This window comes from Arthrobacter sp. ASL1, from assembly GCF_056680475.1.
This window is the reverse complement of sequence record NZ_CM155284.1, coordinates 3901194-3913685: the sequence shown is the minus strand read 5'-3', so window position 1 is coordinate 3913685 and position 12492 is coordinate 3901194. Positions and strand designations below refer to the sequence as shown.

The 12492-nt window shown below is 68.5% G+C and carries 9 protein-coding genes; all 9 read right to left on the bottom strand.

Features of this window, described 5'->3' with window-relative positions; all coding sequences use genetic code 11:
- Window positions 1–133: 133 nt before the first annotated feature.
- From AC1MEQ_RS18490 to AC1MEQ_RS18450, 9 genes are read right to left on the bottom strand one after another with little or no spacing between them, the layout of a single operon-like run.
- Window positions 134–877 (bottom strand): cell division protein FtsQ/DivIB, encoded by a 744-nt coding sequence (locus AC1MEQ_RS18490; RefSeq protein WP_479792780.1) that lies wholly within the window; start codon window positions 875–877, stop codon window positions 134–136.
- Window positions 874–2271 carry a UDP-N-acetylmuramate--L-alanine ligase gene (gene murC, locus AC1MEQ_RS18485; RefSeq protein ID WP_479792779.1) on the bottom strand — a complete coding sequence of 466 codons (1398 nt, stop codon included), beginning with the start codon at window positions 2269–2271 and terminating at the stop codon, window positions 874–876. Before murC ends, AC1MEQ_RS18490 begins: the two co-directional genes overlap by 4 nt.
- A 5-nt stretch (window positions 2272–2276) precedes the next feature.
- Window positions 2277–3419 (bottom strand): undecaprenyldiphospho-muramoylpentapeptide beta-N-acetylglucosaminyltransferase, encoded by a 1143-nt coding sequence (gene murG / locus AC1MEQ_RS18480; RefSeq protein WP_479792778.1) that lies wholly within the window; start codon window positions 3417–3419, stop codon window positions 2277–2279.
- On the bottom strand, window positions 3416–4843 hold the full coding sequence (gene ftsW / locus AC1MEQ_RS18475) for a putative lipid II flippase FtsW (RefSeq protein ID WP_479792777.1): 1428 nt from the start codon (window positions 4841–4843) through the stop codon (window positions 3416–3418). Before ftsW ends, murG begins: the two co-directional genes overlap by 4 nt.
- Before the next feature lie 9 nt (window positions 4844–4852).
- The gene (gene murD, locus AC1MEQ_RS18470; protein ID WP_479792776.1) at window positions 4853–6385 is read right to left on the bottom strand and encodes a UDP-N-acetylmuramoyl-L-alanine--D-glutamate ligase; all 1533 of its coding nucleotides are present in this window, start codon (window positions 6383–6385) and stop codon (window positions 4853–4855) included.
- Window positions 6367–7473 (bottom strand): phospho-N-acetylmuramoyl-pentapeptide-transferase, encoded by a 1107-nt coding sequence (gene mraY / locus AC1MEQ_RS18465; RefSeq protein ID WP_479792775.1) that lies wholly within the window; start codon window positions 7471–7473, stop codon window positions 6367–6369. The genes murD and mraY overlap by 19 nt, the downstream gene beginning before the upstream one ends.
- The gene (locus tag AC1MEQ_RS18460; RefSeq protein WP_479792774.1) at window positions 7470–8954 is read right to left on the bottom strand and encodes a UDP-N-acetylmuramoyl-tripeptide--D-alanyl-D-alanine ligase; all 1485 of its coding nucleotides are present in this window, start codon (window positions 8952–8954) and stop codon (window positions 7470–7472) included. Before AC1MEQ_RS18460 ends, mraY begins: the two co-directional genes overlap by 4 nt.
- Window positions 8955–8966: 12 nt before the next feature.
- Complete coding sequence (locus AC1MEQ_RS18455; RefSeq protein WP_479792773.1) at window positions 8967–10619, bottom strand: UDP-N-acetylmuramoyl-L-alanyl-D-glutamate--2,6-diaminopimelate ligase; 1653 nt, start codon at window positions 10617–10619, stop codon at window positions 8967–8969.
- On the bottom strand, window positions 10613–12445 hold the full coding sequence (locus AC1MEQ_RS18450; protein WP_479792772.1) for a peptidoglycan D,D-transpeptidase FtsI family protein: 1833 nt from the start codon (window positions 12443–12445) through the stop codon (window positions 10613–10615). The genes AC1MEQ_RS18455 and AC1MEQ_RS18450 overlap by 7 nt, the downstream gene beginning before the upstream one ends.
- Window positions 12446–12492: the final 47 nt, after the last annotated feature.

Here is a 12492-nt window from a genome sequence, read left to right as displayed (position 1 = left end):
TCAAGTTGAGGGTTAGAGTTATGTCAAGTACCTGCTACTAAGACGCTATGTTTTGCGTCCCCGGCATGCAACGACCGCCACCGCGTGTCGCCCCATTACCGTGATTCCTTTTTTCCGGCGGGGCCCGCCGGGGCTATCGGGTGACCGGGTGGTCGGGGGTGCTGACGTCGAAGGTGTCGACGCCCTGTTGCTTGTTGTCCTTCAGGAAGGCGGTCAGCACCCTGGCCTTGTCACCGCTGCGCTCGTCGCTGCCCCAGAGGACCTTCTGCCCGTTGGTCAGGGTCAACTGGACCGAGTCGACCGTCTGCGCGCTGGCGTGGTCGAGCTTCTTCAGCGCCGATGCCGGCAGGGCCGCCAACACGTGGGTCAGCGAGGCGAAGACCTCGGGGTCCTGGGCGGACTTCTTCGCGTCGATCAGCGGCAGCTTCACGCTGTCGCGCTTCTTCACCGTCGAGAGCGTCCGCCCCTCCTCGTCGACCAGGTCATAGGATTTCGAGCCGTTCTTCACGACGGCGACCGGGGCGTATTCGACGATCTGCACTTCCAGGGTGCCGGGTGCATGGGCCTGCACGACGACGTCCTGGATCGGCGCCTGGTCGGCGAGCAGCTCCTTGACCTGGGCCGGGCCGATCCGTGGCAACGGGACGCCCTTGAGCGGGGCAAGCGACGCGTGGATGGTCTTCGTGGACACCAGCTTGTTGCCCTCGACGGTGATCGTCTGCACGGCAAGCAACGGCGAGAACAGCAGGACCAGCATCAGCGCCACGATCAGGGCGACCACCGAACCGCCGATCCAGAGGACGCGACGGCGCAACCGCCGCCCGGCGGTCTCGGGCAGGGTGACGACATTCGCGCCGCCGCGGGTGTCCGGGCTCATGCGCAGGCCCCCAGGGCGGTGACGATGTCGGGTCCGAGTTCGGTGACGTCCCCGGCGCCGATGGTCATGACGATGTCGCCGCTGCGGGCCACCTCGGCGATCCTGGCGGTGACCTCGCCGCGGGAGACGAGCCCGCCGTTCGTCTGCAGTGCATCGGCAACGAGTTCCGCGGTGACACCGGGCAGCGGCTGTTCCCTCGCCGGGTAGATGTCCAGCACCAGTGCCGTGTCGGCCAGCGAGAGCGCCTCGGCGAACGCCGCCCAGAATTCACGGGTGCGGGTGAACAGGTGCGGCTGGAAGACGACGTGGACGCGTCCGGCGTCCCCCGCCACGGCCCGGCCGGCACGCAACGCGGCCAGGACCTCCGTGGGGTGGTGGGCGTAGTCGTCGTAGACCCGGATGCCGGCAGCCTCGCCGCGGAAGTCGAAGCGCCGGGCCGCACCGGTGAACGCCGCAAGGCCGGCGGCCGCCCGGTCGGGGGTGAGGCCGCAATCGAGCCCGATCGCAAAAGCCGCGGCGGCGTTGAGCAGGTTGTGGTCGCCGGGCACCGACAACGAGAGCCGCCCCGATTCCCCGCTGCCCCAATCCAGCCGGCAGGCGAAGCGTCCCCCCGCGGGGGCCGAGTCGCTCAGCCGGCGGTCGGCCCCGTCGGCGAACCCATAGGTCTGCACCCGGACCAGGGGACGTTCGCTGCGGATCCGCCGGGCCAGGTCCATCGACCCCGGATCGTCCGCGCAGGCCACCAGCAGGCCGCCGTCGGGTAGCAGCGACGCGAACCGGTGGAAGCTCTCGTGCACGGCGGCCTCGGTGCCGTAATGGTCCAGGTGGTCGGCCTCGACATTGGTCACCACGATCGCGTCGGGCCGGTAGTTGAGGAAGGAGGCATCCGACTCGTCGGCCTCCGCCACGAAGATCCGTCCGGACCCGTGCTCGGCATTGACGTCGAGCCCCGCGACATTGGCGCCGATGGCGAACGACGGCGAAAGCCCCGCCTCCCGCAGCATCACGGCGATCAAGGACGAGGTGGTGGTCTTCCCGTGGGTGCCGCACACGGCGACGACGTGGTGGCCGTCCATGGTCGCGGCGAGGCCTTCGGAGCGGTGCAGGATGCGCAGCCCGCGTTCACAGGCGGCATCGTATTCGGGGTTGCCTGCCTTGATGACCGATGAGATGACCACGGTGTCGGCCTCCGGCAGGTCCGCGGCGGAGTAGCCGACGTGGATGGAGGCCCCCAGGGCGCGCAGTTCGTCCAGCACTGGCAGGTCCTTGGCGTCGCTGCCGGTGACGGCGACGCCCTGGGCGAGCATGAGCCGGGCCACGGCGGAGACCCCGACGCCGCCGATGCCCATGAGGTGGACGCGACCAAGTTCGGCCACCGTGTGAAGTTGTTGCATGTTTCCTAGTTTCCCATCTTCGGGTCGGCTCCGGCGGTGCCGGCCGTCTGCAGCACGATCGCGGCCATCCGCTCGGCGGCGTCCCGGCGTCCCTGTCCACGGGCCGCATCGGCCATGGCCCGCAACCCGGCGGCGTCCCCGAGGAGCCCGGGAAGGGTGCCGGCGACGTATTCTGCGGTGAATTCCCCGTCGGCCACCACGATGGCGGCACCGGATTCCCGAAGGCCACGCGCGTTCAGGGCCTGCTCGCCGTTGCCGATCGGCAGTGGCACCAGGACCGACGGCAGTCCGACGGCGGCGATTTCGCACACCGTTCCGGCGCCCGCCCGGGCAACGAGCAAATCGGCGGCCGCGTAGGCCTGTTCCATCCCGTCGATGTATTCGACCTGGTGGTACCCGGGCAGCGCCAGCGGCGCACCGTCGTCGTCCTTCATGGCCTTACCGCGCCCGGTGACGTGCAGGACCTGGAATCCGGGGCGGGACTCCCCCGCCTCGGCAGCGAGCCGGCGCAATCCGCCCATGAGCGCGCGGTTGAGCGATTGGGCCCCGGATGAACCCCCGGTGACCACCAGGGTCGGTGTGTGCGGGTCCAGGCCCAGGGCGCGGCGGGCCCCGTCCCGTGCAGCATCGCGGTCGAGCCCGGCAATCCCGGCGCGCATGGGCATGCCGACCAGTTCGGCGCCGGGCAGCCCGGTGCCCTCGAAGGCGGTGCCGACATGTGCCGCGAACCGGGCCCCGACCTTGTTGGCCAGCCCGGCCTTGGCGTTGGCCTCGTGCACGACGACGGGGATCCCGAGGCTGCGGGCGGCCAGGTACACGGGGGTGCAGACGTACCCGCCGACGCCGACGACCACGTCGGCCTCCGCGCGACGCAGGATGTCCTTGGCGCCCCGGACCGCCGCGGCGAAGCGGAAGGGCAGTTTGAGCAGGTCGAGCGAGGGCCGGCGTGGGAGCGGGACGCGGGCAATGGTCTCCAGCTCGTATCCGGCCGCGGGGACGAGCCGTGTCTCCATGCCCGAGGGGGTGCCGACCAGGCGCAGGGCGATGCCCGGCTCCGCGGCGCGGAGCGCGTCGGCCATGGCCAACAGGGGCGAAACGTGCCCGGCGGTGCCGCCGCCGGCCATCACCACGGAGGCGGTGGGGTTCATCGGGTGCCCTTCCTGGAGGTGCCGGCTGTGGTGGCCTTCGCCGGTTCGGAGCTGGCGTCGGGCCGGTGCCGGGCAAAGCAGAGCACGACGCCGACCCCCATCAACGCGAGCATCAGCGCCGAGCCGCCGGAGGAGATGAACGGCAGCGGGACGCCGATGACGGGCAGCAGTCCGGTGACCATGCCGATGTTCAGGAACGCCTGGCCGATCAGCCACGCCATGATGCCGCCGGTGGCGATGCGCACGAAGTTGTCCTGGTGGCGGGCCGCCACCCGGTACATCGCCACGGCCAGGATCGCGAAGAGCAGCAGCACCACGATGGTGCCCAGTAGGCCCAATTCCTCGCCGAGGATGGTGAAGATGAAGTCGTTCGAGGCCTCGGGGATGTAGTTCCACTTCTGCCGCGACTGGCCCAAGCCGACGCCCCACCAGCCGCCGGAGGCCAGGGCGTAGAGCCCCTGGGTCGACTGGTAGCAGGCGGCCGGATCGGTGTCGCAGTTCAGCCCCAGCCAGGCGTAGATGCGGGTCATGCGGTTGCCGGAGACCAGGACCATCAAGATCGCGCCGATGGCGCCGACCACGCCGGCCATGGCGAACAGCTTGAGCCTCACGCCGCCGAGGAAGAGCGCCGCGACCAGGACCAGGCCGATGACGATGGCGGTTCCGAGGTCGCGTCCGAGCATGACCAGCCCGATCAGCAGGAGCCCGCCGGGGAAGAGCACGGGGATCAGCGCATGGCCGGTCTCCCCGATGAGCTTCGCCTTCTTGCTCAGGACCGCTGCGGACCAGACGGCCAGGGCCAGTTTGGCCGCCTCCGAGGGCTGAGCGGAGACGGGCCCGATCTGGATCCAGTTGCGGTTGCCGTAGATCTCGACGCCAAGCGGCGTGAGCACCAGCAGCAGCAGGAACACGGCGATGAAGAACGCCGGCCACGCCAGCTTCTTGAACGTCGGCAGGGAGAACCGGGAGATCACCAGCATCAGCACGACGCCGACGACTGCCGAGGAGCCCTGCTTGATGACCTGGTCGTACGAGGAGGCATCGGGGTTCTTGCTGATGGCCTCCACGGACGAGGAGGACAGGACCATCATCAGCCCGATCACCGTCAGGGCCAGGGTGCTGCCCAGGATCAGGTAGTAGCCGGTGCGCCCGTCCTTGGCCGGGTCCCCCTCGATCCAGCGCCAGAAACGGGCGATGGGCCGTTCGCCGTCGCCGGAGCGTTTGGCCGCGCGGTCGGCGGTTCCCTTTCCGGCGGAGGTGCGGGACACGACGGCGGGGCGGTCCATGCGCGGTTGTGGCGGCCGTTGGCGGGTGGTGGAGGCGTCTTGGCCGGCTGGCCGGCTGGTTCCCCCGCTGCTGCCCGTCCTGCGGATCCGGGGCTTGCGTCCCGTTCCTCCGGGTGGGCGTGTTGTGGGGGGTTCCACGCGTTCTCCTTAGTTCTCTTCGTCCTCCATGAGCCGGCTGACGGCTTCGATGAATGCGTTGCCACGGTGGGCGTAGGAGGTGAATTGGTCCATGGACGCGGCCGCGGGTGCCATGAGCACCGTGTCGCCGGGCCGGGCGATGCCCGCCGCGGCTTGGACGGCCGCGGTCATGACCTTCGACCCCCGGTCCCCCGCTTCCGTTGTCTGTGTACCAGTTTCGCTCACCGGCACCGCGATCACCTGCACCGTCGGCGCGTGTCGGCCCAATGCCTCGCGCAGCGACGTCGTGTCGGTTCCGATGAGGACGACGCCCCGCAGGCTGCCGGCGAATCGTGTCACCAGTTCGGAGTAGTCGACTCCCTTGGACAGGCCGCCGGCGATCCAGACCACCGAGGTGAATGCCGAGAGCGAGGCCGCCGCAGCATGCGGATTCGTCGCCTTGGAGTCGTTGACCCACAGGATGTCGTCGCGGCGTGCCACGGCCTGGATCCGGTGTTCGCCGCGGTCGAAGCCGCGCAGTCCCTCCCGGACGGCGTCGACCCCGACCCCGTAGGCGCGCACCAGTGCGGCGGCGGCCAACGCGTTGGCGACCATGTGGCGGGGGGCCACCCCGCCGAAGTCCTCGAGCGAAGCCAGCTCGACGGCGGAATCGTGGCGGTTGTCGATGTAGGCGCGGTCCACCAGCAGGTCGTCCACGACGCCGAGCATGCTCCGGGCCGGAACCCCGGTGGTGAAACCAACGGCCCGGCACCCCTCGACGACGTCGGCGTTCTCCACCATCGTCTCGGTGATGGGCGCCTCGACGTTGTAGACGGCGGCAACCCGGGTTCGTTCGTAGATCCTGGCCTTGTCAGCCTGGTACTGCTCGAAGGAGCCGTGCCAGTCCACGTGGTCCTGCGCGATGTTCAGCACGACCGAGGCCAGCGGGGACATCGTGTGGGTGTAGTGCAGCTGGAAGCTGGAGAGTTCCACGGCGATGACGTCGAATCCCTCGGGGTCGCGGACGGCATCGAGGATGGGGGTGCCGACGTTGCCGGCCGCGATGGCCCGCAACCCGTCGGCGCGCAGCATGGCCTCGGTCATTCCCACGGTCGTGGTCTTGCCGTTCGTCCCGGTGATGACCAGCCATTCGGCGGTCTTTCGGCCCTCGCGGTGGTTGACCCGCCACGCGAGCTCCACGTCGCCCCAGATCGGGATGCCGGCGTCGGCCGCGGCACGCAGCATCGGGTGGTGCGGAGGCCACCCCGGGGAGGCGACGACGAGTTCGGCGGCCTGGCCGTCGACGGTCGGCAGCGCCTGGGCATGTTCCGGCCCGAGCAACACCTCGTGGACTCCGACGATCTTCAGCGTTTCGGCCCGCGCCGGGTTCTCCCCGCCGGTCCCGGAGTCGACCACCACGACGGTCGCACCGAGTTCAGCGAGCGTGTCGGCCGCCGAGAACCCGGACAGGCCCAGCCCCGCCACGACCACGCGCAGGCCTTTCCAGTCGGCGTCCCAGCTGGTCAATGCGCCGAGGTCGGCGCTCACAGGCCGAGCACCCATTCGCCGTAGAAGATCCCCGCGGCCGCCGCGACCAGCAGGCCGCACAGGATCCAGAAGCGGACGACGATGGTGACCTCGGCCCAGCCCTTGAGCTCGAAATGGTGTTGTAGCGGCGCCATGAGGAAGACCCGTTTGCCGCCGGAGAGCTTGAAGTACCCGACCTGGATGATGACCGAAAGCGAGATGATCACGAACAGCCCGGCCAGCACGATGAGCAGCACCTCGGTGCGCGAGAGGATGGCGAAGGCCGCGACGGCGCCGCCGATGGCCAGCGACCCGGTGTCGCCCATGAAGATCTGGGCCGGCGACGTGTTCCACCAGAGGAAGCCCACGAGTGCACCGCTGAGGATCGCGCCGAGCAGCGCCAGGTCCATGGGGTCCCGGACCTCGTAGCAGACCGATCCGATGGAGCGGGAGGAGCCGCAGGCCTGGTTGAACTGCCAGATCCCGATCAGCGTGTAGGCGCCGAAGACCATGATCGAGGCACCGGTGGCCAGCCCGTCAAGGCCGTCCGTCAGGTTGACGCCGTTGGTGGCCGCGGTGACGATGACGTTGGACCAGATGATGAAGAGGATCGCCCCGCCCACGGGCCCGAAGAAGGCCAGATCCAGTGCGGTGTCCCGGGTGATGGAGATGTGCGTCGAGGCCGGCGACAGGCCCTTGCCGTTCGGGAACTGCAGGGCCAGGACGGCAAAGACGATCCCGACAGCGGCCTGGAGGGAAAGCTTCTGCCAGGCGCGCAAGCCCAGGCTGCGCTGCTTGGAGATCTTGATGTAGTCGTCCAGGAAGCCCACGAACCCCATGCCGGTCATGAGGAACAACAAGATCAACCCGCTGGCCGTGGGGCCGGGCGAATGGTCCGCGGTCAGCATCAGGATGCCATGGGTGCCGAAATAGGCGACCAGGACCGCGAGCACGATGAGGGCCCCACCCATGGTGGGCGTCCCCCGCTTGGTGTGGTGGGAGGTCGGGCCGTCGTCGCGGACGAACTGGCCGTAGCTCCTGCGGGTCAGCAGCCTGATGAAGGCTGGCGTTCCCACGAATGTGATGACCAGGGCGATCGAGGCGCCCACCAGCAGTGAGATCACCGGGCGTCCCCCGCTCCGGGTGCCGTGGTCGCGGCGGCAGCGCCGGCTGCGGTGTGGGCGGCCACCCGGTCGCCCAGGTGGCGCAGACCCGATGAGTTGGAGGACTTGAACAAGACGATGTCTCCGGGTTCCAGCTGGTCACGTAGCAGCTGCTCGGCCTCGTCGGGGGTGTCGACGTAGTACGCCTCGTCCCCCCAGCTGCCTTCGAGGACCGCTGAGTTGTGGGCGGCCTTCGCCCCCCGGCCGACCACCACCAGCTTCTTGATGTTGAGTCGCACCGCGAGGCGGCCGACGAGGTCGTGTTCGTGGATCGAGTCGGCACCGAGTTCGAGCATCTCGCCGATCACCGCCCACGTGCGCCGGGCGGTTCCCCCGGCGTCGGACAGGCCGAGTTCCGCCAGGGTCCGCAGCGCCGCACGCATGGATTCGGGGTTCGCGTTGTAGGCGTCGTTGATGATGCTCACGCCATCGGCACGCTCGGTGCGTTCCATGCGCCAGCGGCTCGCGGCCCCGCGGTCCTGCAAGGTTGCGGCGATGGCGGCCCCGTCGATCCCCAGGGCGTGGGCGGCGGCCGCGGCACCGAGCATGTTCGCCACATGGTGTCGTCCGATAAGCCCGCTGCGGATCCGGTACGAGCCGTCGCCGGGCAGGGTGAGGGTGAATTCGGGACATCCGTCCGGGCCGACGACAATGTCGGACGCGGCGACCGCTGCCGCCGTCCCGCCGTCATCCACGCCGAAACCGAGGATGGTGGCGTTCGTGCGCGAGGCCATGGCGGCGACCCGGGGGTCGTCCAGGTTCAGGATGGCCGTGCCCTCGGGGGGCAGGGCCTCAACCAGTTCGCCCTTGGCCCGGGCGATGTTCTCCACGCCGCCAAATTCTCCGGCGTGGGCGGTGCCCACACAGAGGACGACGCCGGTGCTCGGCTTGACCATGTCCGTCAGGTAGCTGATGTGCCCGATGCCGGTCGCCCCCATCTCGATGACGAGGTAGCGGGTCTCGGCGGTCGCGCCGAACACGGTCAGGGGAACGCCGACCTCGCCGTTGTAGGAGCCGATCGGTGCCACCGTGGGACCTGCGGTCTGCAGGATCGCGGCGAGCAGGTCCTTCGTGGTCGTCTTGCCGGCGGAACCGGTGATGCCGACGACCTGCGCCCCCCGGCCGCGGAGCAGATCAACGATGTGCGCGGCCAGCGCGCCCATGGCGATCACGGCGTCGTCGACGACCACCGCCGGGTGCACCGCACCGTTCGGGTCCAGGGTCTCGCGTTCGGCCAGTGCCAACACGGCACCGGCGGCGAAGGCACGGTCGATGAAGTGGTGCCCGTCGGAGAATTCCCCGGGCTTGGCGACGAAGAGCCAACCGTCCGCGCACTCCCGGGAGTCGGTGGCGACACCGGAGACCGTGGCCCCCGGCTCGGCGGTGGCCGTGATGCGGCCACCGGTGATGGACGCAATGTCGGCTGTAGTCAGTTCAATCATGGCACTCCGACTTTACCCGTTGCCCGCGGCGTCGGCGGCATCCGTCCCGGCAGGGCGGGGGCTGAATCCGGCTGCCTCGAGTGCACGGCGCAGCTCGACCCGGTCGTCAAGGGCCACGTTCACCCCGTTGACCTCCTGCCAGACCTCGTGTCCACGCCCGGCCACCAGGATGGTGTCCTCGGCCCGCGCCATGGCCACGGCAGCGGTGATGGCCTCGGCCCGGGGGAAGACCTCTGTGGCGCTGCTGGAGAGGCCCTCGGCCATGATGGCACCCAGTGCGCCGTCCAGGACCTGGCGGCGGATTCCGGCGGGCTCCTCGCTGTGGGGATCATCATCCGTGACGATGACGACATCGGCGTGTCGCGCCGCGATCGCACCCATGGTGGGGCGTTTCGTGGCGTCCCGGTCCCCGGTGGCGCCGAAGACGACGATCACCCGCGATCCGGGCCGTTCCCCGCGCACCGCGCCGATGGCCCGTTCGAGCGCGTCGGAGTTGTGCGCGAAATCCACGATCGCTGCGGGCTCCTGGCAGATGACCTGCATCCGCCCCGGCACGGCAACGGTCAACGGGTCGGTGGCGTCCAGGACGCGTTGCAGGGCGTCGAGGGGCACCCCGGAGGCGTGGACCATGAGCACGGCCAACGCCGCGTTGGAGACGTTGAAGAGGCCGGGCAGGCCGGTGTGTGCCCGCAATACGGCACCATCGGGACCGTGGAGCTCGAAGTCGTGCCCAAGCCCACGCTGCCCCATCGACGCCACGTGCCAGGCATTTCCGGACACATCCAGGTCTCCGCGACCCGCAGGCAGGGTGCGCAGCGTCAGCACCTCGGATCCCGCTGTCCGTGCCATCCGCCGACCCCATTCGTCGTCGACCGTGATCACGGCCCGCCGGGCTCGATCGGCTTCGAAGAGCCGCGCCTTCGTGGAGAAATACGCTTCCATGCTGCCGTGCAGATCCAGGTGGTCCTGCGTGAGGTTGGTGAATCCGGCGACGTCGAACCGCATGCCGCCGACCCGCTCGTAGTCGATCGAGTGTGAGGACACCTCCATGGCCACCGTGTCGACGCCCGTCGCACGCATGCGCCCCAACAATGAGTGCAGTTGCGGGGCCTCCGGGGTTGTCAGGACGCTGGGAATGCGCGTGCCGTCCGCCAGGATCTCGATGGTACCGATGAGGCCGGTGCGTTGGCCCAAGGCCGTGAGCAGCGACGTGATGAAGTAGGTCGTGGTGGTCTTGCCGTTGGTTCCGGTGACCCCGAGCAAGGCAGGCCCGCTGCCCACGGTGTCATACAGGCAGGCGGCCAGTGGCCCGACGGCTGCCCGTACGGACTCGACGACGAGGACCGGCAAGTCCACGCCCGCCGACCGCCGCGCGCCGTCCGGGTCGGCCAAGAGGGCGCTGGCGCCCGCAGCCGCGGCGGCAGGGGCGAAGTCCGCACCATGGCTGCGTGCGCCGGGAACCGCGGCGTAGAGGTCCCCTGGCAGTACGGCGCGGGAGTCGAGGCAAACCCCGGACACCACGGCACCGCCATTGCCTTCCACATGTGTCGTGATGCCCCGCTCCCCGATCCGCCTGGCCAGCTCCTGCAAGGTCACTTGGGGCGCGGTCGCGGGGCGGAACGCACGCTCCGCATCCTGGGGGGTGGGCTGCACTGGGGCTACCATCCGTAGTTCTGCTTCTTGCCGACGAAGACCTTATAGGGGTTGGGCTTGTCGGTCGTGGGCGGGACGTTATAGCTGTTCAGGGTCTGGGACATGATGGTCTTGAAGGTATCGGCGACGCTGAAGCTGCGCCAGTTGCCCTTCGGGCGCTGCATGGTCACCACCACCAGGTACTTGGGGTCGTCGATGGGCACCATGCCGACAAATGAGCTGGTGTATCCGTCGAGCTTTCCGGTCGGTCCTGCTGCCTGTCCCGTGCCGGACTTGCCGCCGACGCGGTACCCGTCGATGTCCATCGCGTATCCGGTTCCGTCGGTGACAACCGTTTCCATCATGCGCCGCATTTCCTTCGAGGTCTTGTTCGAGATGACGCGGGTCTTGTCGACGTTCTTGCGCTCATGCTCGGTGCCGTCGGGGTCGATGTAGGACTCGATCAGTGACGGTTCGATCTGGACACCGTTGTTGGCAATGGTCTGGAAGATCTTGGCCGTGTGCAAGGCGGTCTGGGTGTAGCCCTGGCCGAACATGGTCGTGTATTGCTGGCGGCGATCCCAGCGGTCTGGGGGAACGAAGATGCCCTTGTTCACCGGCAGTCCGATGTCGATCCCCTGGCCGATGCCGAACTTCTTCATCCACTCGTAGCGTTGCTCGTTGCTGAGCTTGCTGCCGATCATGGTGGTGCCGGTGTTGTAGGACCGGGCGAAGATCCCGGCCGCCGTCATATTGAACGTCTGGTGCTCGAGCGAGTCGTGGATCACCTCGCCGCCGATCTTGAACGCGTGCGGGACCTTGAAGTGGTCGGTCGGAGTAATGACTCCCTCCTCGAGGGCCGCCGCGAAGGTGGGCCCCTTGCCCGTGGAGCCGGGCGCGAAGGACTGCGAAACGGTGGTGGAACGGCGGTATTTGGCCTCCGTTGCACCGGGGTCGTTGGGATCGACGGTAGTCGAATCGGCCAAGGCGCGGATCTTGCCGGTTTCGACCTCCATCACGACGGCGTTCACCCACTCCGCGTTGAATTGCTTCTGCTTGGCCATCACCGCCTCCTGGGCGGCCCACTGGACGTCACTGTTGATCGTCAGCTTGACGTCCTTGCCATCAACAGCCGGCTGCTCCTTGAGGGTGGCCATGGGGATCCTGATCCCATCGGCACCAATCTCGTAGGTTTTCTTACCGGGGGTCCCGGACAATGCCCGGTCCTGGCTGAGTTCCAGCCCCTCGGCGCCGGTCTGCGAGGTACCGTCCTCGCTGGAACGCAGGAAACCCAGAACCGAACCGGCGACGGTGCCGTTCGGGTATTCGCGTTCAAATCGGTTCTGGCTGGTGATCCACGGCAGCCCCACGTCGATCACCTTGTTCCGGGTCTGGGGCGTAATCCCCTTCGCCACCACCGAGTAGCCCTTTTTCTTCGCGCCCTCTGCGCCGACTATGGATGTCGTCAGCTCCTTCTCGTCAATGCCCAGGATCGGGGCCAGTTCCTTGATCGCATCCTGGGTCTGAACGATGTCGCGGCCACCCTGGTCGTTCCTGCGCTTGAACTCGCTCTGCACTTGACGCTGGTCGACGACCAGGTCATACCGCTCGAAACTGGCGGCAAGGATTTTGCCCGAGCTGTCCAGAATGCTTCCACGGACCGGTTGTTCAACGCTTTCGCGGATTCTCTGTCCCGTGGCCTGCTCGGCGGCGGCCGTCGGATCCAGGCCCTGCACCAGGAAAAGCCGCCCCCCCAACAGGACGAGGAGAACCATGGCAATCGCCAATCCAGTTCGCAAGCGGCGGGGCTCCGTGCGCTGTGGCTTCTTCTTGCTGTTCCGGGCGGACGGCCTGGCCATAGTTCATTTCCTTGCTTTGCTGATCGATTCTCCCCCGGGGCCCGGAC